Raw genomic sequence first — 23935 nt, 5'->3', positions numbered from 1 at the left:
TGGCCCTTGCGTTGTGGCGTCGGCATGGCGACATGCGGACCAGATCATCCATGGAGTTCCCGTCCACATGAACGATAATGGCCCGGTTATAGAAAAGGGCATCGCATGGCACGGCGCACCCATGGCGCTGGCGACTGTGGTGTCCACCTGGGGATCTGCGCCGCGTCCACGCGGCAGCCATATGATCGTGCATCGCGATGGCCGGTTCGAAGGCTCGATTTCCGGGGGCTGCGTCGAAAGCGATGTGTTGCAACGCGCGGCTGAGGTGATTGCTGGGCGGCCCGCGCATCTGGAGACCTATGGGGTGGCCGATGGCGATGCCTGGGCGGTCGGGCTGCCCTGCGGTGGAGAGATTGCGGTGCTGGTCCAGCCGGTGGGCGAACGAGGCTTTGATCCCGATCATTTCGCGCGCATCGCCCGATCGGCGGAGGGCGGGCAGGGGCTCGCGCTTTCCACCGATCTGGCCACCGGCATCACGGTGGAGGGCGAAATTGCAGGCCAGTTCGTCAACCGCTACGATCCTCCGCGTCGCTTGTTGATCGTCGGCGCGGTCCAGATCGCCCAGTCGCTGGTGCCGTTGGCGCAGGCGATCGGCGTCACGCCCATCGTCATCGACCCGCGGGGGCGGTTCCTGACGGAAGAGCGCTTCCCCGGCGTGGAACTGGACGATCGCTGGCCCGACGAGGCGATTGCTGTTCGCCATCCCGGTGCCTCCACGGCGATCGTGACACTCAGTCATGACATCAAGATCGACGATCCGGCGCTGGAGGCGGCGTTGCGTGGGGGTGCCGGCTATGTCGCCGCATTGGGATCGCGCAAAAGCCATGCCGCCCGGTTGGAACGGTTATCTGCGCTGGGTTTTTCCGCTGATGATCTTGCCCGGATCGACGGCCCGGCGGGGCTGGACATTGGCGCGGTCGGCGCGGCGGAAATCGCGCTGTCGATCGCGGCTGGGATGATCGCCCGTTTCAACGGCAAGCGTTAGCAGCAGCGCCCGCCATTCTTCCCGCCATAGCGGGCCTCCTGCCGGTCACGGAAGAAGGTGACGCGGTCCATCACCGGCGCATCGGCATGATGCTCGCGCATGTGGCGCAGATAGACGTCATAGTCAGGCATTCCGACCATTAGCCGTGCAGTCTGCCGCAGGGTGGTGAGGAAGTTGCTCATTCTGCCGGGACCATCGTGGACGGGATTTCCCGTGTGGTTGGCGCATCCGTCCGCCGCGCGGCGATGCAGGTGCGGATGGTGAAGAACAGCACCGCCAACACGACCGCCAGGAACAGCGCTACCAGCGCGGCATCGACGCGGTCGTTGAAAATGATGCGCTGCATTTCCGCCATTGACTTGGCGGGGGAGAGGAGTTCACCGCGCGCCGCCGCGTCGCTGAACGTTGCGGCATGGGAGAGGAAGCCGACCTTGGGATCGACCGATGCCAGCTTCAACCAGCCCGCCGACAGGGTGCAAATCAGCAGCCATGCGGCTGGTAGGATCGTCACCCAGGCATAACGATCCTGCTTCATGCGGAAGAGGACGGCGGTGCCGAGCATCAGCGCGATGGCGGCCAGCATCTGATTGGAAATGCCGAACACCGGCCATAGCGTGTTCACCCCGCCCAGCGGATCGGTGACACCTTGATAAAGGAAGAAGCCCCATGCCGCCACGCACAGGCCGGTGGCGACAAAGGCCGGTATCTGGCTGGATGTGTTCTTGAAGGACGGGACGGCCAGCGCGATCAGATCCTGCAGCATGAAGCGCCCGGCGCGCGTGCCTGCATCCACGGCGGTCAGGATGAACAGTGCCTCGAAAAGAATCGCGAAGTGATACCAGAAGGCCTTCATCGCCGGGCCGCCGACGACATGGGAGAAGATTTCCGCCATCGCCACCGCGAGCGTCGGTGCGCCGCCCGCGCGGGAGATGATGCTATGTTCGCCCACATCCTTCGCCGTCTGGGCGATGAGATCGGGGGAGATGGGGAAGCCCATGGCGGTGACGGCGGCGGACGCGCTGGCGGCGTCGGTGCCGATCAGCGCACCGGGGCTGTTCATGGTGAAATAGATGCCGGGGTCCAGGATCGAGGCGCCGACCAGCGCCATGATCGCCACGAACGCCTCCATCAGCATCGCGCCATAGCCGATCATTGGCGCATGGGCTTCGCTGGCGATCAGCTTGGGCGTGGTGCCGCTGGCTATAAGAGCATGGAATCCCGACACCGCGCCGCAGGCGATGGTGATGAACAGGAAGGGGAAGAGGCCACCCGACCAGACCGGCCCGCCACCCGCGGCAAACTGGGTCAGCGCGGGCATCTTCAGTGGCGGGGCCATGATGACGATGCCGATGGCGAGCGCCGCAATCGCGCCGATCTTCAGGAAAGTTGACAAATAATCGCGCGGTGCCAGCAACAGCCAGACAGGCAGCACGGAAGCGACCGCGCCATAGCCGATCAATATCCAGCACAGCTGAATCGGCGTGAAAGTGAAGATCGGTCCCCAGACGGGCGACTGCGCAATCGCCTGCCCATAGACGATCGCGGCCAACAGGCCCACCAGGCCCAGCAGCGATACCTCACCAATCCGCCCCGGCCGTATCCAGCGGGTATAGACGCCCATGAACATGGCGAGCGGCACGGTAGCCGCCACGGTGAACATGCCCCACGGACTTTCCGCCAGCGCCTTGACGACGATCAGCGCCAGCACGGCAAGGATGATGACCATGATCATGAAGGCGCCGAACAGCGCGATGGTGCCCGCGACCTGCCCCATTTCCATGCGGATCAACTCGCCCAGCGACTTGCCGTCGCGGCGCATGGAGATGAACAGGATCATGAAGTCCTGCACCGCGCCCGCCAGCACCACGCCCACGATGATCCACAGCGTTCCGGGGAGATAGCCCATCTGCGCGGCCAGCACCGGCCCGACCAGCGGCCCCGCGCCCGCGATCGCCGCGAAATGATGGCCAAACAACACGGCCTTGTCGGTCGCGACATAGTCGAGGCCATCGGCGCGGCGGATGGCGGGAGTGGGGCGGCCCGCATCCAGCCGCATGACCGTCCGCCCGATGAACAGCGTATAATAGCGATAGGCGACGAGGAAACAGCTCACCGCCGCGACCACGATCCACAGCGCGTTGACCGCCTCGCCACGCGATACCGCGACCACCGATAGCGCGACCGCGCCCAAAATCGCTATGATGATCCATGGAAGATGTCGGGTCATCGGCTTCTCACGCTGTTAAAATCGGTTTGGCCGCACCCTAAGCCCAAATGCGGGTAACTCAACCGCGCCCGGTAAAAAGGAAGCCGACCGCCGCCATGCCGCCCTTCAGATGCCAGTATCAGGCGACCGTCATGAACAGGTTGGACAGGATCAGCAGAAGGATGGTGGGCATATCGGGCAGGCCTTCATTGGTCGCCTGCGCTGTCGCATCGGCTGGGAAGGCGCGCAAGTCTGCGAGCGCCCTTGCGCCGATCCGTGAAATCGTTTCTCTATTGTCGGACAAGAACCGCATCGGGAGAGATTATGGTTAGCGCGCAAGGGGACGATCTGCCACAGCATCACGCAGCCACGCAGAATGAGAAGCTGGTGATCGCCGCATCGTCGCTCGGCACCGTTTTCGAATGGTATGATTTCTACCTCTACGGCTTGCTCGCCACCTATATTTCCGCGCAATTTTTCTCTGGCGTGAATGAAACGACGGGCTTTATTTTCGCGCTCGCCGCCTTTGCCGCGGGGTTCGCGGTGCGGCCCTTCGGCGCGCTGGTGTTCGGCCGGGTCGGCGACATGGTGGGGCGCAAGAACACCTTTCTCGTCACCATGGGGATCATGGGCCTGTCGACCTTCGCGGTCGGCCTGTTGCCCAACTACGCGTCGATCGGGGTTGCTGCGCCCATCATCCTGCTGATCATGCGGTTGGCGCAGGGACTGGCGCTGGGCGGCGAATATGGCGGCGCGGCCACCTATGTCGCCGAACATGCGCCAGAGGGAAAGCGCGGCCTCTACACCAGTTGGATACAGACAACCGCGACCTTCGGCCTATTCGCGGCGTTGCTGGTTGTCATCGGCTTCCGCTTTGCATTGGGCGAGGAAGCGTTCGCCGCCTGGGGCTGGCGTCTGCCCTTTCTCATCTCGATCCTGCTGCTGGGCGTGTCGATGTGGATACGCCTGCAACTCAACGAAAGCCCGGTCTTTCAGAAGATGAAGGATGAGGGCACCACGTCGAAGGCGCCTCTGACCGAGGCGTTCGGCCAATGGGGTAATCTGCGCTGGGTCATCATAGCCCTGCTGGGCGCGGTCATGGGGCAGGCGGTGGTCTGGTATGCCGGGCAGTTTTATGCGCTTTTCTTTCTGGAAAAGACGCTGCGGGTGGATGGCGCGACCGCCAATATCCTGATCGCCATCGCGCTGGCGCTTGCGACGCCCTTCTTCGTCGTCTTCGGCTGGCTGTCGGACAAGATCGGGCGCAAGCCGATCATATTGGGTGGCTGCGCGCTCGCCGCGCTTACCTATTTCCCGCTATTCGGGGCGCTCACCACAGCCGCCAACCCCGCGCTCGCCGCCGCGCAAGCGGCCGCTCCGGTGACGATTGTCGCGCATCAGGCCGAATGCTCGTTCCAGTTCGATCCTGTCGGCAAGAACATGTTCGACAGCTCCAGTTGCGACATCGCCAAGGCCTATATGGCCAAGACGGGGATCAGCTACGCCAATGCCGATGCGCCCGCAGGCACCCCAGCCATGGTACAGGTGGGCGACGACGGCTTTGCTGCGCCTGAGCCAACGCGTGTGTCGGGAGAAGCCCGGACAGCCGCGATCGCCAGCTTTCAGGACCAGTTAAAGACGGGTCTTGCGGAGGCGGGCTATCCAGGGAAGGCGGACAGCGCGCAAATCAACAAGGTGGCGGTGGTCGCGATCCTGTGGGCGCTCGCGATGCTGGTGACGATGGTTTATGGCCCGATCGCGGCCATGCTGGTCGAACTGTTCCCCAGCCGCATCCGCTACACGTCCATGTCGCTGCCCTATCATATCGGCAATGGCTGGTTCGGCGGCTTCCTGCCGACCACAGCCTTTGCGATGGTCGCAGCCACGGGGAACATTTATTACGGCCTCTGGTATCCGGTGGTCGTGGCCGCCGCGACCGTGGTCATCGGCCTGCTATTCCTGCCGGAAACGTTTCGCCGAAACATTGACGACTGATCGCCATCAGCCCGTAGCGCCCCCAAAAATTGCGCAAAAGACCGTTGCGTGGAGCCAATCCCTCACCTATAGGCAGCAAACCTTGGGGCCTTAGCTCAGCTGGGAGAGCGCGTCGTTCGCAATGACGAGGTCAGCGGTTCGATCCCGCTAGGCTCCACCAGGGTCTTTCCGTTGCAGTCCGCAACGTCTACACAGCCAATAATGATGATAGCTGCTCCCCACGCCCGACCGGCGGCGACCGTCGTGCTGGTGCGCGACCGGCCCGATGGCCCTCCCGATTTATTGCTGATGGAACGCGCCGCGACGATGGCGTTCGCGCCGGGCGCGCTGGTCTTTCCGGGGGGGGCGGTGGATGCTGCCGATCTTCTGTTGGCGGAGCAGATGCAAATCAGCCTTCCGCTGGACGAGGCCGCGGCCCGAATCGCCGCCGTGCGGGAAACACTGGAAGAAAGCGGCTTGGGCATTGCCTTTCCTGACGACTTTCCGGTGGAGGCGTTGGCGACGATGCGACAGGCGATGGTCGAGGGCGCTGCTTTCGCCGACCTGCTGACCGCGCGCGGGGTGACGCTGGACCTGCATGCGCTCGTGCCCTTCGCGCGCTGGCATCCCGCCATGATTGAAGGCGCGACCCGCGTGTTCGACACCCGCTTCTACCTTGCGCGAGCACCGCAAGGGCAGGAGGCGCAGGAAGATGCGACGGAGAATGTCCATCTGCTGTGGACCAGCGCGGCGGCCATACTTACCCGCTGCGATGCAGGGGAGGGGAAGGTGATCTTTCCGACCCGGCGCAATCTTGAACGGTTGGCCCGGTTCGACAGTTTCGTCGCCATCGCGGCCCATGCCGCTGCAATTCCGGTCGAAAAGGTGACGCCCTGGATGGAGGAGCGCGCCGATGGTCGCCATCTCTGCATTCCCGATCATCTGGGCTATCCCGTAACATCGGAACTTTTACGGCGGGCCAGTCGTCACTGATCCCGTGCGGAAGGTGCATCACATATTGCGAATCTCCGCCTGGCTGGTGGGGCTGTGTGTCGCGGGTTTCATAATATTCGCCTCCCTGCGGCAACGGCCACAGGATTTGCCCTGGACACAGATCGACCTTGGCCAGCCCATCGGCCTGTTCACGGGGCGCAAACTGGCGGCACTGACCGATGACACGGCGCGTTGTCGCGGGCTGCTGGACAAGGCGGGGGTCGCCTACACAGCGATGAAGCCAGGCGGGGACGGCCAATGCGCCTATGCCGACGCAGTACGGCTGAAACCGGACAGCGGCGCTATCATCCTTGCTCCCGCTGCGGTAGCGCCATCCTGTCCGGTCGTCGCCGCACTCAAATTATGGGAATGGCATGTCGTCCAGCCCGCCGCCCAGCGGCATTTCGGTCAGCCGATCCGGTCAATCAGCCATTTTGGCAGCTATAGCTGTCGCCGCATGTATGGCCGTAGTCAGGGGGATTTCAGCGAACATGCGACAGCCGACGCGATCGACATTTCAGGGTTCGTACTAAAGGACGGGCGGCGGATCAGTGTGGTCAACGACTGGAAAGGCGAGGGGAAGGACGCTGCCTTCCTGCATGATGTGCGCGACGGCGCCTGCGACCTGTTCTCCACGGTGCTGTCGCCCGACTATAACGCCGCGCATCGCGATCATTTTCATCTGGATCAGGCGGAACGGGGCGCGACGGAGTGGCGCGCGTGCCGTTGATCCCCTCTACTGGCCAAACCGGCCCTCGCGCGCCAGCGTGACGGCTTCGCGTGCGGCGGCGAGCAGCGCGCCACTCTTCGCCTCGCATTCGCGCTGTTCATATTCGGCGGTGGAATCCGCGACGATGCCCGCACCCGCCTGAACATGCATGACCCCGTCCTTCAGCACCGCTGTACGCAGGACGATGCAGCTGTCCATATTGCCGTCCGGCCCGAAATAGCCGACTCCGCCTGCATAGGCGCCGCGCGTTTCAGGCTCCAGTTCGGCGATGATCTGGCAGGCGCGAATCTTGGGCGCGCCGGAGACGGTGCCCGCCGGGAAACCCGCGAATAGCGCGTCGAGTGCATCTTTTTCCGGGGACAGGCGCCCAACCACGTTGGACACGATGTGCATGACATGGCTGTAAAATTCGACCGTATAGCTGTCGGTCACGGTAACGCTGCCCGCGCTGGCGACGCGACCCACATCGTTGCGACCCAGATCCAGCAGCATCAGATGCTCGGCGCGCTCCTTGGGGTCGGCGAGCAGGCTTTCGCGATTGGCGGCATCCTCGACGGCATTTTTGCCGCGTGGGCGGGTGCCCGCGATCGGGCGGATCGTGACCTCTCCATCGCGCGCGCGCACCAGAATCTCTGGGCTTGAGCCGATCAGCGCGAAGCCGGGCAGGTCCAGATAATAGAGGAAGGGCGAGGGGTTGATCCGCCGCAGCGCGCGATAGAGGGCGATCGGCGGCAGGGTGAAGGGGCTGGTGAAGCGTTGCGCCAGCACTACCTGAAAAATGTCGCCCGCGACGATATAATCCTTTGCCCGATCGACCATCGCCTCGTAGCGGCCCGGCTCCAGCACCGGCGTCACCGCGATGTCGGCAATGTCGGCGGGCGGTGCGGTTGTCGGGATCGGCGCGGCCAGCCGCGCGGCGACGGCGTCGATCCGATCGAGCGCGGCCTCTATAGCGCGCTCGCTGTCGGTAAAGCTATCCTTCCACACGGGTGCGACCAGATAGAGGGCGTCGGACAGGCGATCGAAGACCAGAATGACGGTTGGCCGCACGAACAGCATGTCGGGCAGGGCGATGGGATTGGGCACGGGGCGGGGCAGCTTCTCCACCAGCCCTACCGTCTCATAGCCGAAATAACCGACAAGGCAGGCGAGCGCGGAAGGCAGCGCCGGGTCCATGTTCGCCCGGCATTCGGCCACCAGCGCGCGCAGGGCGTCAAGCGCACCCTTGTCCTCTGCCACGAAAGCCGCAGGATCGCTGGCCCAGTTGCGGTTGATTTCCGCCTTCTCGCCCTCGGCGCGGAAGACGAGATCGGGGGCAAGGCCGATCAGGCTGTAGCGGCCACGCACTGCGCCGCCCTCTACCGATTCGAGCAGGAAGTCACCCCGGTTGGGTTGGAACAGTTTGAGCGCAGCGGAAATCGGTGTGTCGGTGTCGGCGATCTGGCGGCGCCAGACGAGGGCAGAGTGCCCCGCGTCCAGCGCGGCGCGCACGCCGTCTATCCCTTCGGGCTTTACCCGCTCCGCCGCCGCCGTCATGCGCTTACTGGCCCGCGCTGTTGTTGGTGGTGGTCAGGGCGCGCTGCACATCGGCAACTGCCTTCGGATTGCGCGTCACACCCAGGTTTTTTTCGATCGCACGGACGAACTGCTGGCCATATTCGTCGCCTGTCACCTGCGCCAACTGATCGCGGACCTGATTGACCAGGGCAGGCTGACCGCCTGCGTCGCCGCGCTTGATACCGTCCAGCTTGATGACGAAATAGCCACGATCCTGACCGATCGGCAGCGTCTTGACGCTGTTTGCCGCCATGGAGAAAAGCATGGCGAGTGCAGGCTCGGGCCGCTGGTCGCCACGCAGCACGTCGGCCCGGCGGCCGCCCACAGTCTGCGGCGCGGGCAGGGCGACACCAGCAGCGGCCATCGCCTTCGCCAGCGTTTCGCCCTTGGCGACCTTCGCCTGAATCTGTTCGGCCATCGCCTTTGCCTTCAGGTTACCCTGATTGAGCTTATATTGGGCTACGATCGCGGGCTTTACCTTGGCAAGTGGCGGCGGCGCGGCGGCGATGATCTCTCCTGGCGCGGCCAGCGCATAGCGCTCATTGGGCGTGATCGGTACCAACTGCGCATCGTCATCGGCGCTCATGCCAAAGACGGGGGCGAGCAGCGCCTTGATCTCAGGCGTGGGCACAAACGCTTGATCGTTCACATTCTGGCCGGTGGACAGCAGCGCGGGCGTGGTTTCCAGCTTCAGGCCGTTATCCTTCACCACTTCTTCAAAGGTGCCGCCATCGCCGATCTGATCCTCGATCTTACCGGTGAAGTCTGTGAGCAGCTTCTGCTCATTTTCCGCACGCAGCGTTTCGACGATCTGGGGCTTTACCGCGGCCAGACTCTGCGCAGCCACGCGCTCGGTGCCCGTCACCTTCAGCAGCACCCAGCCCAGCGATCCGCGCACGGGGCCAACCAGCGCGCCTTCGCCCGCAGCAAAAGCGGCGTCGGCGACGGCCTTGGACGCGGCGCCAGTCAGCGCCTCGCGGTTCTGTTTGGACAGGGTGGAGACGGACAGACCAGCGCCCTGCGCGGCGGCGGCGAGGGTCGTGCCGCCCTTGACCTTGTCGGCGATCGCCTTCGCGCCTGCCTCGGTCGGCAAGACAAGCTGTTCGACGCTGCGGGTTTCCGACGCGGCATAGCGCGCCTTGTTGCGGTTGTAATAGGCCGCCACGTCCGCATCGCTGGGCTGGGAGGCCTGTACAAAGCGAGTCCGGTCGATCAGCGCATAGCGGATGCGCCGCTGTTCGGGCACGGTGAAGCGGCTGGCGTTGTTCTTGTAATAGGCGGCCAGTTGGGGGTCGGTCGGGTCTTTCTGATCGGCGAAAGCCATTGCAGGGATCGCTGCGATCGTGCCCTGTCGCGCTTCCAGCAGCAACGAAGCATAGGGAAGGACCATGGAGTCTGACAGTTTCGTCCCCAGCGTCGCGGGGCCGATCAGCTGGCGGCTCAGAACCTCACGGCTGATGTCGTCGCGCAGCGCGGCTTCGGTCAGTCGTTCGCGGCTTAGCAGCGCGCGGAACTGGTCATTGCTGAAATTGCCCGCTGCGTCCTGAAAGGCGGGGATCTGGGCGATCTGTGCGTCCACCAGGCGTTTGCTGATGCTCATACCCTGATCCTTGGCATATTCCTTCAGTGTCAACGCGCTGACCATCTGATCGAAAACCTGCTCCGCGCCACGCTCGGCAAAGAAAGCGTCGATCTGCATCCCCGGACTATTCTTGCGCGCATTTTCGAACACGCGCTGCACCCGTTCCTGCAATTCGGCGATCGACAGCTTCGATCCGCCCGCCTTCGCTGCGGTGCTGCCACCGCCGCTCAGGGAGCCAAGACCGCCATTACTGGTCAGATCGCCCGCCACGAAGGCAAAGGCGATCATGCCTAAGAAAACAAGGGCGATGATCGCGCCGATCTTGGACTTGGTGAAACGCCGGAAGCCAGAAAGCATGAGATGTCCCGTAAAACAGGGTTTTGATGATTGGACCCTTTAGGGGGCAGGGCGCGTGCGGGCAAGGGCAGCGTGGCCAGTGGGGTAGACAAACGATGACGGGCCGTCCATCGGCTCGGGTCCATCCAACGTGCAGGGAGGATTGGCACAATCATGAATAGACGCAAGCTGGTAGTCGGCAACTGGAAGATGAACGGGCTGCGCGCGCAGCTAGGCGAAATAGAGGCGATAGGTGCATTGGCGACCGATCATCCGGCCGCAGAGATCGGGCTGTGCGTCCCCGCGACGCTGATCGGTGCAGCGGACGCGATAAAGGGGGCCGCCTTCATCGGCGCGCAGGATTGCCACATGAAGGACAATGGCGCGCATACGGGCTGTCTGTCCGCCGCGATGCTGGCAGAGGCGGGGGCTAGCTGGACCATTATCGGCCATAGCGAACGGCGCGAGGATCAGGGCGAAACCGACGCCGATGTCGCCGCCAAGGCGCTCGCGGCCCAGGCGGCGGGCCTTAAGGTGATCCTGTGTGTGGGCGAGAGCCTGTCGGTGCGCGATGCAGGTGACGCGGAAAATGTGGTTTCCGCGCAGCTTCTGGCCTCGCTGCCAGAGGGCGCGGCGGCCGACTGGCTCGCCATCGCCTATGAACCCATCTGGGCGATCGGCACCGGCCGTATTCCGACCATGGAGCAGGTCGCTGCCATGCATGGTGCGCTCCGCAGCGCGCTGGAAAGCTGTATCGGCAGCGAGGCGGGGGCCATGCGTATCCTCTATGGCGGCTCGATGAATGGTGAGAATGCCGCCGAATTGATGGCGGTGCCGGACGTCGATGGTGGCCTTGTCGGCGGCGCGAGCCTGACGGCGGCAAAGTTCGCTCCCGTGATCGCGGCGGCGGGCTGATTATGGTCAGTGGGTGGGGCGAGGTTGAACCCGCGCCCCATCCCCGCTATGTGCCCGCCAACCACCTTCATTGCCGGACACCATAGTCGCATGTTCACCTTCCTCCTCGTCGTGCAGGCCATCATCGCAGCCTGCCTTGTCACCGTCATCCTGATGCAGCGTTCGGAAGGCGGCGGGCTGGGGGTTGGCGGCAGCCCATCGGGCCTGATGTCGGCACGCGGCGCGGCGGATTTCCTCACGCGATCGACCACGGTGCTGGCGACTCTGTTCGTCAGCCTGTCAATTGCCCTGGCGGTCTATGCATCCATCCGTCATGCGCCCAGCACCATCGACACATCGCTCAAGCAGGCGCCTGCTTCGACCCCAGCGACCAGTGCACCCGCCCCGGCGGGCAATGATCCGTTGGCCGGTGCCGCTCAGTCGGTCGGTAAGGACGAAACGAGCAACGGCGCGGTCCCGCTCGCTAACTAATCGCCGCTTTCGGGCAATTTCCATGTTTTTTTTAAGCGCGCGTTGATTCGCGCGCTTGCTCTTTGCTGTTCTAAAAGGTTAGGCCTCTTCTCCCATGACGCGGTATATTTTCATCACCGGCGGCGTGGTCTCCTCGCTTGGTAAGGGCCTGATGGCCGCATCCCTTGCAGCGCTGCTGCAAGCGCGTGGATATCGCGTGCGAATCCGAAAGTTCGATCCTTATCTGAACGTCGATCCCGGCACGATGTCGCCCTATCAGCATGGCGAAGTCTATGTGACCGACGACGGAGCGGAAACGGACCTGGATCTGGGGCATTATGAGCGCTTTACCGGCGTCTCCGCGCGCCAGTCAGACAATGTGACGCAGGGCCGCGTCTATCAGACGATCATCACCAAGGAGCGTCGCGGCGATTATCTGGGTGCGACGGTCCAGGTAATCCCGCACGTCACCGACGAGATCAAGGCCTTCGCCACGGCGGACACCGAGGATCTGGATTTCGTGCTGTGCGAGATCGGCGGCACGGTCGGCGATATTGAGAGCCTTCCGTTCATGGAGGCGATTCGCCAACTGCATAACGATCTTGATCGCGGCCAGTCGATCTTCGTCCATGTGACGCTGGTCCCCTATATCGCGGCGGCGGGCGAGCTGAAGACCAAGCCCACCCAGCATAGCGTGCGGGAACTGACGTCGCTGGGCATTCAGCCCGACATTCTGCTGTGCCGCTGCGAAAAGCCGTTGCCGGAAGGCGAGCGCCGCAAAATTGCGCTGTTCTGCAATGTGCGACCCGAAGCGGTGATCCCGGCGCTTGACGCCAGCAGCATCTACGCCGTGCCCGCCCAATATCATGCCGAAGGGCTGGACGAAGAGGTCCTACGCGCCTTTGGCATCAGTGATGCGAAAGAACCCGCGCTTGCGCGCTGGGACGACATCATGGACCGGCAGGCCAATCCTGAAGGCGAAGTCACGATCGGCGTCGTCGGTAAATATGTCGGCCTGCCCGACGCCTATAAGTCGCTGCACGAAGCGCTGACCCATGGCGGCTTCGCCAACCGGGTCAAGGTCAACGTCAAGTGGATCGATGCGGAACTGTTCGAGAAGGGGGACGACATCGTCACCAGCCTTGAGCCGATGCATGGCATTCTGGTCCCCGGCGGCTTCGGCGTGCGCGGCAGTGAGGGCAAGATCGCCAGCGTCCGCTTTGCGCGGGAACGAGAGGTGCCCTTCTTCGGCATCTGCCTCGGCATGCAGATGGCCTGCATCGAAAGCGCACGGAACACCGCGGGCATCGCGGAAGCCTCCACTACCGAATTTGGCGAGACGAGTGAGCCGATCGTTGGCCTCATCACCGAATGGATGACCGCAGAGGGCTTGCAGAAGCGCTCGGAAGGCGGCGATCTGGGTGGCACGATGCGGCTGGGCGCTTATGAGGCGAAGCTGGCTGGCAACAGCGTGGTTGCGGGCATCTATGGCGGCACCGCGATCAGCGAACGCCATCGCCATCGCTATGAAGTCAATGCGGGCTATCGCGAGCCGCTGGAGAAGGGTGGCTTGATCTTCTCGGGCATGTCGCCGGACGGCACGCTTCCCGAAATCGTCGAGCGGCCCGATCATCCCTGGTTCGTCGGCGTGCAGTTCCACCCGGAGCTCAAATCCAAACCCTTCGACCCGCACCCGCTCTTCGCCAGCTTCATCGAAGCGGCGGTCAAGCAGAGCCGGTTAGTATAGAAAGTTCTGTCACCCCAGCCTGCGCTGGGGTGACGCTTAAGAGAGGGGCGTTAGCTTGAGCAGGCGACCTTGCGACGTGTCGCCATCCTCGATCAGCCACAGCGCGCCGTCCGGTCCCTGTTCGACATCGCGAATACGTGCGCCCATGTCCCACTGGTCGGCCTTTGACGCATTCTCGCCGTCCAGCTTCACTCGCACCAGCGATTGGCTCGACAGCCCGCCGATGAACAGCGATCCCTTCCAGGCCGGGAACAGCTTGCCGGAATAATAGGTAAGCCCGCCGGGTGAAATTACCGGGTTCCACCACAGTTTGGGCGCCTCAAATCCGTCCCCTGGCGCATGATCGGGAATGTCACGACCGCCATAATGGCTGCCGTTCGATACTTTGGGATAACCGTAATTGAGGCCCGGCTTGATGAGGTTCACTTCGTCCCCGCCCTGTGGTCCCATTTCCTGCTCCCACAATCGTCCTTCAGAATCGAACGCGATCCCCAGCAGGTTGCGGTGGCCATAAGACCAGATGGCCGGGTGGAAGCCCTTCGCGGCCAGCGGATTACCCTTGGCCGGCGTGCCGTCCAGGTTCAGGCGCAACACCTTGCCCAGCGTTGCCTTGGGGTCCTGCGCGGGATCGAATTTCTGCCGCTCGCCATTGGTGAAGAACAGATATTTGCCATCCGGCGAAAAGGCTATGCGGCCCGAATAATGGCCGTCGCCCTCGACATAGGGGGTGGCGCGAAAGATGGTTTTGAAATCGGCAAGGCTGGGTTGGGCAGGGCAGGGCGCGCGCACGCAAGTGACCTGCTTTTCGGTCAGCTTGCCCATGCCCAGCGCGACGCCCTTGCCCCCCGGTCCCTGCTCCGACCAACTGAGATAGATTATCCCGTTACGGGCGAAATCCGGGTGCGGCACGACATCCATCAACGCGCCCTGGCCGGTGCTATCGACCGTTGGGCCGCCCTCCATGTCGACCTGCTGCTTACCGTCCCAGCCACTGTGCGTGTTCCGGGGATCGAACAATATGAGCTCTCCCTTCTTCTCCGTCACTAGCATCCGCCCGTCGGGCAAGAAAGTTGTGGCCCAGGGGGAATCGAAATCGGCGACCACTTGCGTCCTGAAGGGCTTTTCGGTCGATGCCGTTGCGACATTCTGGCTGTTTGCGTTTTCGTTTGTGCAGGCAATCAGGATCAGGGGCAGGATAAATGCTATGGGACGGTGCATGAGCAACTCTCCTTGAACGGGGGAAGGCTGACGAATCATACCGCAAACATGGCTGAAGACGAATAATGTTGCAGCCAAAGGGTGCTGTGCCTATATGGCCCTTGCTTCCTTACATCGTCAAACATGTCAGGGTCGCGGTCCGAAGGGCCGCGACGGCGACAAGCGCATATGGATTTCATGGAGAATGCATGTCGGAAGACATCGCCGCACTGACACAGTTGATTGAGCCGGAGGTGAAGGCCCTGGGCTTTGACCTCGTGCGCGTAAAGCTGTTTGGTGCGGGTGACGAGCGCACGTTGCAGATCATGGCCGAGCGGCGCGACACGCGCCAACTGGTGATCGAGGATTGCGCCGCCATCTCGCGCCGCCTGTCGGATGTATTCGATGAAGTCGATCCGATCGAGGAGGCCTATCGGCTGGAGGTCAGCTCCCCCGGCATCGACCGGCCGCTGACGCGACTCCATGATTTTTCCGACTGGGCGGGCTTCGAGGCACGGATCACTGTGCATGAAGCTGTCGAGGGGCGTAAGACGCTCAAGGGCCGGTTGATGCGGCTGGAGGGGGAGACGATCTTCTTTCAGGACGCCAAGCTTGGTGACGTGACGATCGAATATCCCAATGTCGACGGCGCGAAGCTGGTGCTGACCGATGCATTGATTTCTGCTACCATGCCGCTCTCTTCCCAGGGTGCGGACGATATCGAAACCGAAGAATAAGGGTTCTCTCCATGGCCAACGCCATTTCTGCCAACAGGGCCGAGCTGATCGCCATTGCCAATTCGGTGGCCAGCGAGAAGATGATCGACAAGGCGATCGTCATTGAGGCGATGGAGGACGCTATCCAGCGCGCCGCCCGTGCCCGTTATGGCGCAGAGAATGACATTCGTGCGAAGCTGGACCCCGACAGCGGCGACCTGCGTTTGTGGCGTGTTGTCGAAGTGGTCGAGATGGTCGAGGATTATTTCAAGCAGGTCGATCTCAAGCAGGCGCAGAAGCTGCAAAAGGATGCCGTGGTCGGCGACTTCATCGTCGATCCATTGCCTCCGATCGATCTGGGTCGCATCGACGCCCAGTCGGCCAAGCAGGTCATCTTCCAGAAGGTGCGCGACGCCGAGCGTGATCGCCAGTTCGAAGAGTTCAAGGACCGCGTCAGCGAGATCATCACCGGCGTCGTCAAGTCGGTCGAATTTGGTCATGTCGTCGTCAATCTGGGCCGGGCCGAAGGCGTTATCCGCCGTGACCAGCAGATCCCGCGCGAAGTCGTTCGCGTCGGTGATCGCATCCGCTCGATCATCCTGAACGTGCGCCGCGAAAATCGCGGGCCGCAGATTTTCCTGTCCCGCGCGCATCCCGACTTCATGAAGAAGCTGTTCGCGCAGGAAGTCCCCGAAATCTATGACGGCGTGATCGAGATCAAGGCTGCTGCCCGTGACCCCGGCAGCCGTGCCAAGATCGGCGTCATCAGCCATGACTCGAGCATCGACCCGGTCGGCGCCTGCGTCGGTATGAAGGGCAGCCGCGTGCAAGCCGTCGTGCAGGAAATGCAGGGCGAAAAGATCGACATCATTCCCTGGTCGGAAGATACGGCGACCTTCGTCGTTAACGCCCTCCAGCCCGCACAGGTCGCCCGCGTCGTTATCGATGAGGAAGAAGAGCGTATCGAGGTGGTCGTCCCCGACGATCAGTTGTCGCTCGCCATCGGTCGTCGCGGCCAGAATGTTCGCCTCGCCAGCCAGTTGACCGGCAAGGCGATCGATATCATGACCGAGGCTGACGCGTCTGAGAAGCGCCAGAAGGAATTCGTGTCCCGCTCCGAACTGTTCCAGAACGAGCTGGACGTGGACGAGACGCTGTCGCAGTTGCTGGTGGCAGAGGGCTTTGGCGAGCTGGAAGAGGTTGCCTATGTCAGCATCGACGAGCTGGCCTCGATTGAAGGCTTCGATGATGACCTCGCCGCCGAGTTGCAGAATCGCGCGCAGGAAGCTCTGGATCGCCGCGAAGTCGTCGCCCGCGAAGAGCGTCAGGCTCTGGGTGTCGAGGATGCGCTGGCTGCTATGCCGCATCTCACCGAAGCCATGCTGGTGACGCTGGGCAAGGCCGGCATCAAGACGCTGGACGACCTCGCCGATCTCGCCACCGACGAACTGGTGCAGAAGAAGCGCGTCGATCCGCGTCGCCGCAAGAGCGACACGTCCGAGGACAAGGGCGGCATACTCGCCCAATATGGCCTCAACGAAGAGCAGGGCAACGAGATCATCATGGCTGCGCGTGCGCATTGGTTTGAAGGCGAGGAAGCGTAAGCAGCCATGCCATTCGTCGATATCCGTCTGGCTGGCAGCGCCACCCGCGAGCAGAAAGCCGCGCTGGTTGCTGACATCACCCAGTCGCTCGTGGAGCGTCTGGGAAAGCCGGCGGCTGCGGTGCAGATCAACATCACCGAACTGTCGACGGAAAATTATGGTGCAGGCGGCATCCTGGTCGCGGACCGCGCCCCCGCACCTCTCAGCACTCTCATAAGGGAGGACGCCAATGTTGCGGACACTCCCCAATGAGCCTGTAGCGCGTCCAACTATCGCTGTTCGCCCAGGCCATCCCATGCGGGAGGCGCGGTCATGACCGAACGGCGTTGCATTCTTTCCGGCGATCGCGCCGATCCTGAAACTCTGGTCCGGCTGGCGCTAGGTCCGGCGGGCGAGATATTGCCCGATGTCCGCGCCAAGGCGCCCGGCCGGGGTGCATGGGTCGGCGTTTCCCATGATGCGCTGGAAAAGGCGCAGGCCAATGGCAAGCTGAAGGGCGCGCTGGCGCGGGCTTTCAAGACCGGCGAATTCGCAGTACCTGACGATTTGCCGGCATTGATCGAGGGTGCGCTGCGGCAGGATCTGCTGAGTCGTCTGGGACTGGAGTCAAAGGCCTCCATGCTGCTGACCGGTTCGGAAAAGATCGACGTTGCTGCGCGCAAGGGACAGGTCAAGCTCCTGCTCCACGCCGCGGACGCTGCCGCTGACGGTAATCGCAAACTCGATCAGGCGCTGCGCGTAGGACAAGAGGCTGAGGGTAGCGATTTGGCTGGCCTCGTCTTGCCTGTGGACCGGGGCGCCCTATCTATGGCAATGGGGCGCGAGAATGTCGTCCACATCGCGGTGACTGATTCCAAGGCAGCATCGCGCCTGCGTGCGGCGGTTGGCCGCTTGGAAAGCTATCTGGGTTGCGCTACGCAAGCGCCCGCACGTCAGGAGGCCCTTGCCACCGACGAGCCGGGCGCTTCAGGCGGTACGATATAGAGCCCGACGGTCGATACGCGACCGGCGGCGAGGTTTGAAGTGAAGGGTTAAGTTTAGTCGATGAGTGACAGCAAGGAAGACAAGCCGGTTCTGGGTCGCAAGCCTTTGGGCATCAAGCGCACCGTGGAATCCGGCCAGGTGCAGCAGCAGTTCAGCCATGGCCGTAAGAATACGGTCGTGGTCGAGGTGAAGCGGCGCCGTATCCTGGGCAAGCCGGGTGAGGGCGGTGCGCCCACGCCGCAGGCCGATCTCGTGCCTGAAGCCACGCCCGAGGCTGCCGCGCCTGCTCCGGCCGCCGCGACGTCGGCACCTGTGCCTGCGCCGCCGCCTGCTCCGGTTGTTCGACGGGCCCCGCCGCCCGCTGCGCCGGTGCGCGCCGCGCCAGCATCCATATTGTCGCGCAAGGAATTGCAGGACAAGCTGCTGCGTGAGGCTGAAGAAGCCCGCATGACCGCGCTGGAAGAGGCGCGCCGTCGTGAGGATGCTGCTCGTCTGGCTGCGCAGGAAAATGAAAAGCGCCGTGCCGAGGAAAATCGCGCCGCTGCCGAAGCGCCACCGCAGGTCGAACAGCCTGCCGCACCGGTCGAGCAAGCCGCGCCTGTCGTCGAGGCAGCGCCCGCTGCCGCGAGCGAACCTGTGGCCGTTGCTGTCGAAGCCGCGCCAACTACTGCCGACGCAGAGCGTCCGGCCGACACGGCGTCGACCGTGCCGCCGCCGCGTCGCTTTACGCCGGTTACGCCGGTCAAGCGCCCCGAACCGGCCAAGCCCGATCGCAACAAGCGTGGCGACGATAACCGTCGTCAGTCCGGCAAGCTGACCGTTACCAAGGCGCTGGCTGATGATGACAGCGCGCGCGCTCGTTCGCTGGCTGCGCTGAAGCGCGCCCGCGAAAAGGAACGCCGCGCCCATTATTCGGGCGGTTCCGCGCCGCGTGAAAAGCAGTCGCGCGATGTTATCGTGCCTGAAAGCATCACGGTGCAGGAACTGGCGAACCGCATGGCCGAAAAGGGCGCGGATCTCGTCAAGTCGCTGTTCAAGATGGGCACCGCCGTCACCCTCAACCAGGCGATCGACCAGGATACGGCCGAGTTGTTGGTGGAAGAGTTCGGCCACCGCATCCAGCGTGTGTCCGAAGCCGACGTCGAAATCGGTATCGAGGGCGAGGCCGATGCGGTCGAGACGCTGAAGTCCCGGCCCCCGGTCGTGACCATCATGGGCCATGTCGACCACGGCAAGACCTCGCTGCTTGATGCGTTGCGTGGAACCCATGTGGTTGCGGGCGAAAGCGGTGGCATCACCCAGCATATCGGCGCCTATCAGGTGACGACGAAGAGTGGCGATGTCATCACCTTCCTCGACACGCCGGGTCACGAGGCTTTCTCGGAAATGCGCGCGCGTGGCGCCAACGTCACTGACATCGTTATTCTGGTGGTGGCGGCCGACGATGGGCTGATGCCGCAGACGATCGAGGCGATCAACCATACCAAGGCGGCCGGCGTGCCGATGATCGTGGCGATCAACAAGATCGACAAGCCGGAAGCCAATGCGCAGAAGGTTCGCGAACGCCTGCTCGAACATGAAATCGTGGTCGAGGATATGGGTGGCGACGTGCAGGACGTTTCCGTCTCCGCGCTCAAGGGCACGGGGCTGGACGAACTGATCGAGAAGATCCTGCTCCAGGCCGAACTGATGGAGTTGACCGCCAACCCCGATCGCGCCGCCGAAGGCAATGTGATCGAGGCGCAACTGGACAAGGGCCGTGGGGCGGTTGCCACCGTGCTGGTCCGCAAGGGGACGCTCAAGGTCGGTGACACCTTCGTCATCGGTGCGGAAAGCGGCAAGGTTCGTGCGCTGGTCAATGACAAGGGCCAGCAGGTCAAGACCGCCGGCCCCTCGACCCCGGTCGCGGTTCTGGGCCTGTCGGGCGTGCCGATGGCGGGCGACCAGATGACGGTCGTCGAAAATGAGGCTCGCGCTCGTGAGGTCGCGGCCTATCGTCAGGAGCAGATCACTCGCAAGCGCACGACCAGTGCGCCGACCAACTTTGAGAACCTTTTCTCGGCTCTCAATACCACGATGATCGAATATCCGGTCGTGGTGAAGGGCGACGTGCAGGGTTCCGTGGAAGCCATCGTCAGTTCGCTGAACCGCATCTCGACGGACGAGATCAAGGTTCGCATTCTGCAATCGGGCGTGGGCGCGATCACCGAAAGCGATGTGACGCTGGCCGCTGCCAGCCGCGCGCCGCTGATCGGCTTCAACGTGCGTCCCAATGCCAAGGCGCGCCAGATGGCCGAGCGCGAGAAGATCAGTCTGCGTTATTATGACGTGATCTATGACCTGATCGAGGAAGTCCGCAACGAAATGGCGGGGCAACTCGCCCCCGAGCGGATCGAGACGATCGTTGGCCGCGCCGAAATCCGGGATGTTTTCTCGGCTGGCAAGCATGGCAAGGCGGCGGGTCTGCTCGTCACCGAAGGCACGATCAGAAAGGCGCTCAAGGCGCGCATCACCCGCGACGATGTCATCACCTATCAGGGCGAAATCGCATCACTGCGGCGCTTCAAGGACGATGTCGCCGAAGTGCGCGCTGGCCTGGAATGCGGTGTCACCTTCACGCAGAATTTTGTGGACATCAAGGCGGGCGACTTCCTCGAAACCTTCGAGGTCGAGGAACGCGCACGGACGCTGTAACGAACTAAGCGCTCCTCCCTTCCGGGGAGGGGTTAGGGTGGGTCGCGAGCGCTGCGAGCGTTCGGACCCGGCCCTGCTGCGGACACCCAATGATTGCATCTGCAATCTTATCCACCACCGGCCTCTCCCTGAATGGGGAGGGGGGAGATTTGTGCATGGCACATCCGAACCAACCCGAAGGCCCGTCTGTCCGCTTGCTCCGCGTGGGCGAGCAGGTACGTCATATCCTCTCGGAAATCCTCACGCGCGGCGATGTGCATGACGATGTGCTTGCCAAGCATATGGTCAGCGTGACCGAGGTTCGCATGTCGCCGGATCTGCGCCACGCCACGATTTTCATCAAGCCGCTGCTGGGCAAGGAAGAGGCCGCGGTGCTGAAGGCGCTGCGTACCAACACCGCCTATCTCCAACGTGAGGTGGCGACGAGGGTCGGCCTGAAATATGCGGCGAAGCTGAAGTTCCTGGCGGATGACAGTTTTGACGAAGGCAGTCATATCGACAAGCTTCTGCGCCAGCCCAAGGTTGCCCGTGACCTTCAGGAACCGGACGAAGAGGCGTAGGCCTTACCGCCTGATCGACCGATGGCCCCCGGCCACCGATAGCCCAGATACGCTGTTAGCCTAGTCAGGGCAGGGCGGTTCTTCTATCGGAAGACAGCACGCCGGGCGTGTGCCTTTTGCTAATGGGGACGGTATATGCGGACGATCGAGCTTTTGGCGATGCTGGCACTGGCGGTTCCCGCCGCCGCCGATGCGAGGGACGCTGCCGTCCATCGCGCCGTGATCGCGGACCCCGCGCCCGATGCCCGCTATCCCGCCGGAATGAGCGCCTTCGTCATCCCCGCGCAGGACGGGGCGATGAACGCGGTTCTCTACACCGCCGCCGGGGCGGCCCCGCATCCGACTCTGCTTCTGCTCCACGGTTTTCCGGGCAATGAGCAGAATCTGGACCTCGCCCAAGCCGCGCGGCGCGCTGGCTGGCACGTCCTGACGCTCCATTATCGTGGATCATGGGGCAGTCCGGGGCGCTTTTCCTTCGGCGGCGCGGCGCAGGATGCGCGCACGGCGTTGGCCTTCCTGCGCGATCCCGCAGCGATCACGAAATATCGGATCGACCCCGGCGCCATCGCGGTCGCGGGGCATAGCATGGGCGGCTTCATGGCCGCCGATGCCGCCGCTGACGATCCCAAGGTTGCGGGCCTCTTCCTGCTCGATCCATGGGATCCCTCGCAGACCGCCGCGTCGCTCTCCGACCCGAAAGCTGCCGCCGACTGGCGCGCGGAGATGGCGGGCGATCTGCCGCCACTCAATGGCGCAACCGCTGACAGCCTGACTGGCGAGATCAGCGGCGATCCGGCCCGCTTCGACCTTGGCCGCCGCCTCGTGGCCTTTGGACAGCGCCCGCTGACCATCATTGGCGCGGAAAGGGGCATCGGCGCTCAGGCGCGCAAGGTCACGGGGGACGCGCAATCGGCCAATCCGACAGCGCGCCTGATGGTATGGCCCACCGACCACAGCTTCTCTGACAGTCGCATCGCTCTGGCCGATGCGCTAGTCCGCTGGCTTGCCCTGATCGCACCGACGGTCCGCTGAACGCCATGGCCAAGCTGTATTTCTACTATAGCTCCATGAATGCGGGCAAATCGACCATGTTGCTCCAGTCCAGCTTCAACTATCGCGAGCGGGGCATGGAGACGATGCTGTGGACGGCGGGGGTGGATGATCGTTATCGCGCGCATCATATCACCTCGCGCATCGGTCTTGACGCGGCTGCCCATGGCTTTGGCCCGGACACGGACATAGAAGCAGTGGTTGCGGCCCAGCATGCACGGGCGCCGATTGCCTGCGTCATGGTGGATGAAGCGCAGTTTCTTGATCGCGCTCAGGTGTTGCAGTTGGCGCGCCTGTGCGACCGGCTCGATATCCCGGTGCTTTGCTATGGCCTGCGGACGGACTTTCGGGGTGAACTGTTCGAGGGGAGCGCGGCGCTGCTTGGCCTTGCCGACACCCTGGCCGAGATCAAGACGGTCTGCCACTGCGGACGCAAGGCGACCATGAACCTGCGGGTGGACGAAGCGGGGCAGGCCGTGGTTGCAGGTGCGCAGACGCAGATCGGCGGCAATGACAGCTATATTGCGCTGTGCCGACGCCATTTCATGGAGCGCGCATATGGCTGACGTCGCGGCACTCTCGATCCGGCTGGGTGAAGGTGATAATGCGGACCGAACTAATTGACGGAATAAATTGTGGTCGGGATGAATGCGATAAAAGTGTATTAAGATATATCTTAATCTTGACGATGGGCGATTTAAAGATATATCGTGAGTCTTATTAAACATAAAGAAGGACTCGCGATGCATTTTCATCATCATCATCATGGCGCCATGCGCCACTGCCGCGAAGCGATGCGCCACGGCATGGAGGACGGCTTCGGTCATGGTCGGGGCGGACGCCATGGGCGCGGGGAAGGTGGCCTTTTCGGCGGCGGCGGTTTCGGTGGGGGACGGGGCGGCGGACGCCGGCGGCTCTTTTCGGGCGACGAACTGAAACTCGTCCTGCTCACGCTGATTGCCGCTGAACCGCGTCACGGCTATGACCTGATCCGCGAGATCGAGGGGCTGTCGGGCGGCGGCTATGTACCCAGCCCCGGCGTTGTCTATCCGACGCTGACCTTGATGGCGGACATGGGCCTGATCGCCGAGCAACCGGGGGAGGGCAGCCGCAAGCTGTTCGCCATCACCGATTCGGGCGCTGCCTATCTGACGGAGCAGGTGGAGCAGAAGGACGAGGCAATGGCCCGCCTTGCGATGCTGGCCAAGCGGGCGGAGCGCACCGACGGGGCGTCCATTCGCCGCGCTCTGCACAATCTGTCGATCGCTATCCAGCAGCGTCTCGAAAAGGAAGGGGCTGATGCCGAGACGAAGTTCGACATTGCCTCGCTGATCGATGAGGCTGCCAGCAAGATTGAGAGGTTGAAATGAGCGTCACTCGCACCGCCCGCGTGCCCACCACCAGCGGCAGCCGCTATCTCCAGCAACTGTGCAAACATTGGGCGCATAAATTCGAAACGGAGTTCGACGCCAGCGCGGGCCGGATCGACCTGCCCATGGGCCGCGCCGTGTTGGTGGCGGAATCTGATGCCCTGGTCGTCACTCTGACGGTGGAGGAGGTCGATCAGGTCGAAACCATGCAGGATGTCGTCGCCAAACATCTTGACCGCTTCGCTTTTCGCGAAGCGCCGCTACCCTTCAATTGGCAATGAGCGG

23 protein-coding genes and 1 tRNA gene are annotated in these 23935 nt (G+C 63.2%); 18 read left to right on the top strand and 6 right to left on the bottom strand.

What is annotated here, in order from left to right; translation table 11 throughout:
* Window positions 1–67 precede the first annotated feature (67 nt).
* Entirely contained in the window at window positions 68–985 is a 918-nt protein-coding gene (locus WFR25_RS20985; RefSeq protein ID WP_336973397.1) for an XdhC family protein, read from the top strand.
* Here the strand turns inward: WFR25_RS20985 and WFR25_RS20980 are convergent.
* The 3 genes from WFR25_RS20980 to WFR25_RS20970 all read right to left on the bottom strand — a co-directional run bounded on the left by WFR25_RS20980 (window position 982) and on the right by WFR25_RS20970 (window position 3495).
* Entirely contained in the window at window positions 982–1167 is a 186-nt protein-coding gene (locus WFR25_RS20980) for a YbdD/YjiX family protein (protein WP_336973395.1), read from the bottom strand. The two genes, WFR25_RS20985 and WFR25_RS20980, sit on opposite strands and share 4 nt — an antisense overlap.
* Entirely contained in the window at window positions 1164–3212 is a 2049-nt protein-coding gene (locus WFR25_RS20975) for a carbon starvation CstA family protein (RefSeq protein ID WP_336973391.1), read from the bottom strand. Before WFR25_RS20975 ends, WFR25_RS20980 begins: the two co-directional genes overlap by 4 nt.
* Before the next feature lie 118 nt (window positions 3213–3330).
* Window positions 3331–3495, bottom strand: a complete 165-nt coding sequence (locus WFR25_RS20970; RefSeq protein ID WP_336973389.1) for a hypothetical protein — start codon at window positions 3493–3495, stop codon at window positions 3331–3333.
* Window positions 3496–3515: 20 nt separating this feature from the next.
* Here WFR25_RS20970 and WFR25_RS20965 point away from each other — a divergent pair, with 20 nt between their 5' ends.
* From WFR25_RS20965 to WFR25_RS20950, 4 genes are all read left to right on the top strand, one after another.
* Entirely contained in the window at window positions 3516–5186 is a 1671-nt protein-coding gene (locus tag WFR25_RS20965) for an MFS transporter (protein WP_336973386.1), read from the top strand.
* A gap of 84 nt (window positions 5187–5270) precedes the next feature.
* Window positions 5271–5346: transfer RNA gene (locus tag WFR25_RS20960), tRNA-Ala, on the top strand.
* Window positions 5347–5387: 41 nt separating this feature from the next.
* Window positions 5388–6158 (top strand): NUDIX hydrolase, encoded by a 771-nt coding sequence (locus tag WFR25_RS20955; protein WP_336973383.1) that lies wholly within the window; start codon window positions 5388–5390, stop codon window positions 6156–6158.
* Between the two features lie 4 nt (window positions 6159–6162).
* Window positions 6163–6888 carry an extensin-like domain-containing protein gene (locus WFR25_RS20950; protein WP_336973381.1) on the top strand — a complete coding sequence of 242 codons (726 nt, stop codon included), beginning with the start codon at window positions 6163–6165 and terminating at the stop codon, window positions 6886–6888.
* Between the two features lie 6 nt (window positions 6889–6894).
* Here WFR25_RS20950 and trpE read toward each other — a convergent pair whose 3' ends face one another.
* Window positions 6895–8424: an anthranilate synthase component I gene (gene trpE / locus WFR25_RS20945; RefSeq protein WP_336973380.1), complete on the bottom strand. Its 1530-nt coding sequence runs from the start codon at window positions 8422–8424 to the stop codon at window positions 6895–6897.
* A 4-nt stretch (window positions 8425–8428) separates the two neighbouring features.
* Complete coding sequence (locus WFR25_RS20940; RefSeq protein WP_336973377.1) at window positions 8429–10384, bottom strand: peptidylprolyl isomerase; 1956 nt, start codon at window positions 10382–10384, stop codon at window positions 8429–8431.
* 153 nt (window positions 10385–10537) lie between these two features.
* Between WFR25_RS20940 and tpiA the strand changes: the two genes are divergently transcribed.
* The 3 genes from tpiA (at window position 10538) to WFR25_RS20925 (ending at window position 13475) form a co-directional block, all read left to right on the top strand.
* Window positions 10538–11278, top strand: coding sequence for a triose-phosphate isomerase (tpiA, locus tag WFR25_RS20935; protein ID WP_336973374.1), 741 nt, complete (start codon window positions 10538–10540; stop codon window positions 11276–11278).
* A gap of 90 nt (window positions 11279–11368) precedes the next feature.
* Window positions 11369–11749 (top strand): preprotein translocase subunit SecG, encoded by a 381-nt coding sequence (gene secG, locus WFR25_RS20930; RefSeq protein WP_336973370.1) that lies wholly within the window; start codon window positions 11369–11371, stop codon window positions 11747–11749.
* A 94-nt stretch (window positions 11750–11843) separates the two neighbouring features.
* Window positions 11844–13475 (top strand): CTP synthase, encoded by a 1632-nt coding sequence (locus tag WFR25_RS20925; protein ID WP_336973368.1) that lies wholly within the window; start codon window positions 11844–11846, stop codon window positions 13473–13475.
* Between the two features lie 36 nt (window positions 13476–13511).
* Here the strand turns inward: WFR25_RS20925 and WFR25_RS20920 are convergent, their stop codons facing one another.
* Window positions 13512–14693 carry a PQQ-dependent sugar dehydrogenase gene (locus tag WFR25_RS20920; RefSeq protein WP_336973366.1) on the bottom strand — a complete coding sequence of 394 codons (1182 nt, stop codon included), beginning with the start codon at window positions 14691–14693 and terminating at the stop codon, window positions 13512–13514.
* Window positions 14694–14881: 188 nt separating this feature from the next.
* Here WFR25_RS20920 and rimP point away from each other — a divergent pair, with 188 nt between their 5' ends.
* From rimP to WFR25_RS20870, 10 genes are all read left to right on the top strand, one after another.
* Window positions 14882–15409 (top strand): ribosome maturation protein RimP, encoded by a 528-nt coding sequence (gene rimP, locus WFR25_RS20915; RefSeq protein WP_336973364.1) that lies wholly within the window; start codon window positions 14882–14884, stop codon window positions 15407–15409.
* Between the two features lie 11 nt (window positions 15410–15420).
* Window positions 15421–16992 carry a transcription termination factor NusA gene (nusA, locus tag WFR25_RS20910; RefSeq protein ID WP_336973362.1) on the top strand — a complete coding sequence of 524 codons (1572 nt, stop codon included), beginning with the start codon at window positions 15421–15423 and terminating at the stop codon, window positions 16990–16992.
* Between the two features lie 6 nt (window positions 16993–16998).
* Window positions 16999–17244: a tautomerase family protein gene (locus tag WFR25_RS20905; RefSeq protein WP_336973361.1), complete on the top strand. Its 246-nt coding sequence runs from the start codon at window positions 16999–17001 to the stop codon at window positions 17242–17244.
* Between the two features lie 60 nt (window positions 17245–17304).
* The gene (locus WFR25_RS20900; protein WP_336973359.1) at window positions 17305–17976 is read left to right on the top strand and encodes a DUF448 domain-containing protein; all 672 of its coding nucleotides are present in this window, start codon (window positions 17305–17307) and stop codon (window positions 17974–17976) included.
* Between the two features lie 60 nt (window positions 17977–18036).
* Complete coding sequence (gene infB, locus WFR25_RS20895) at window positions 18037–20670, top strand: translation initiation factor IF-2 (RefSeq protein WP_336973358.1); 2634 nt, start codon at window positions 18037–18039, stop codon at window positions 20668–20670.
* Between the two features lie 155 nt (window positions 20671–20825).
* Complete coding sequence (gene rbfA / locus WFR25_RS20890; RefSeq protein ID WP_336973357.1) at window positions 20826–21230, top strand: 30S ribosome-binding factor RbfA; 405 nt, start codon at window positions 20826–20828, stop codon at window positions 21228–21230.
* A 135-nt stretch (window positions 21231–21365) separates the two neighbouring features.
* Window positions 21366–22262: an alpha/beta hydrolase gene (locus WFR25_RS20885; RefSeq protein ID WP_336973355.1), complete on the top strand. Its 897-nt coding sequence runs from the start codon at window positions 21366–21368 to the stop codon at window positions 22260–22262.
* Between the two features lie 5 nt (window positions 22263–22267).
* The gene (locus tag WFR25_RS20880; RefSeq protein WP_336973353.1) at window positions 22268–22846 is read left to right on the top strand and encodes a thymidine kinase; all 579 of its coding nucleotides are present in this window, start codon (window positions 22268–22270) and stop codon (window positions 22844–22846) included.
* A 177-nt stretch (window positions 22847–23023) separates the two neighbouring features.
* Window positions 23024–23650 (top strand): PadR family transcriptional regulator, encoded by a 627-nt coding sequence (locus WFR25_RS20875; protein WP_336973352.1) that lies wholly within the window; start codon window positions 23024–23026, stop codon window positions 23648–23650.
* Window positions 23647–23931, top strand: coding sequence for a DUF2218 domain-containing protein (locus WFR25_RS20870; protein WP_336973351.1), 285 nt, complete (start codon window positions 23647–23649; stop codon window positions 23929–23931). The genes WFR25_RS20875 and WFR25_RS20870 overlap by 4 nt, the downstream gene beginning before the upstream one ends.
* The last annotated feature ends 4 nt before the right edge of the window (window positions 23932–23935 follow it).

The sequence above is a fragment of the Sphingobium aromaticiconvertens genome (assembly GCF_037154075.1).
GTDB lineage: Bacteria > Pseudomonadota > Alphaproteobacteria > Sphingomonadales > Sphingomonadaceae > Sphingobium > Sphingobium aromaticiconvertens.
The sequence above is the reverse complement of the archived record's forward strand: the minus strand, read 5'-3'. Positions and strand labels throughout refer to the sequence as shown.

Bases quoted from the DNA above. Each gene is read 5' to 3' on its own strand.
- nusA (WP_336973362.1), top strand. From the start codon at position 15,421: ATGGCCAACGCCATTTCTGCCAACAGGGCCGAGCTGATCGCCATTGCC.
- WFR25_RS20875 (WP_336973352.1), top strand. From the start codon at position 23,024: ATGCATTTTCATCATCATCATCATGGCGCCATGCGCCACTGCCGCGAA.
- WFR25_RS20980 (WP_336973395.1), bottom strand. From the start codon at position 1,167: ATGAGCAACTTCCTCACCACCCTGCGGCAGACTGCACGGCTAATGGTC.
- WFR25_RS20880 (WP_336973353.1), top strand. From the start codon at position 22,268: ATGGCCAAGCTGTATTTCTACTATAGCTCCATGAATGCGGGCAAATCG.
- WFR25_RS20920 (WP_336973366.1), bottom strand. From the start codon at position 14,693: ATGCACCGTCCCATAGCATTTATCCTGCCCCTGATCCTGATTGCCTGC.
- WFR25_RS20925 (WP_336973368.1), top strand. From the start codon at position 11,844: ATGACGCGGTATATTTTCATCACCGGCGGCGTGGTCTCCTCGCTTGGT.
- WFR25_RS20955 (WP_336973383.1), top strand. From the start codon at position 5,388: ATGATGATAGCTGCTCCCCACGCCCGACCGGCGGCGACCGTCGTGCTG.
- tpiA (WP_336973374.1), top strand. From the start codon at position 10,538: ATGAATAGACGCAAGCTGGTAGTCGGCAACTGGAAGATGAACGGGCTG.
- WFR25_RS20870 (WP_336973351.1), top strand. From the start codon at position 23,647: ATGAGCGTCACTCGCACCGCCCGCGTGCCCACCACCAGCGGCAGCCGC.
- WFR25_RS20885 (WP_336973355.1), top strand. From the start codon at position 21,366: ATGCGGACGATCGAGCTTTTGGCGATGCTGGCACTGGCGGTTCCCGCC.
- trpE (WP_336973380.1), bottom strand. From the start codon at position 8,424: ATGACGGCGGCGGCGGAGCGGGTAAAGCCCGAAGGGATAGACGGCGTG.
- infB (WP_336973358.1), top strand. From the start codon at position 18,037: ATGAGTGACAGCAAGGAAGACAAGCCGGTTCTGGGTCGCAAGCCTTTG.
- WFR25_RS20940 (WP_336973377.1), bottom strand. From the start codon at position 10,384: ATGCTTTCTGGCTTCCGGCGTTTCACCAAGTCCAAGATCGGCGCGATC.
- rbfA (WP_336973357.1), top strand. From the start codon at position 20,826: ATGGCACATCCGAACCAACCCGAAGGCCCGTCTGTCCGCTTGCTCCGC.
- secG (WP_336973370.1), top strand. From the start codon at position 11,369: ATGTTCACCTTCCTCCTCGTCGTGCAGGCCATCATCGCAGCCTGCCTT.
- WFR25_RS20905 (WP_336973361.1), top strand. From the start codon at position 16,999: ATGCCATTCGTCGATATCCGTCTGGCTGGCAGCGCCACCCGCGAGCAG.
- WFR25_RS20900 (WP_336973359.1), top strand. From the start codon at position 17,305: ATGACCGAACGGCGTTGCATTCTTTCCGGCGATCGCGCCGATCCTGAA.
- WFR25_RS20965 (WP_336973386.1), top strand. From the start codon at position 3,516: ATGGTTAGCGCGCAAGGGGACGATCTGCCACAGCATCACGCAGCCACG.
- rimP (WP_336973364.1), top strand. From the start codon at position 14,882: ATGTCGGAAGACATCGCCGCACTGACACAGTTGATTGAGCCGGAGGTG.
- WFR25_RS20985 (WP_336973397.1), top strand. From the start codon at position 68: ATGAACGATAATGGCCCGGTTATAGAAAAGGGCATCGCATGGCACGGC.
- WFR25_RS20975 (WP_336973391.1), bottom strand. From the start codon at position 3,212: ATGACCCGACATCTTCCATGGATCATCATAGCGATTTTGGGCGCGGTC.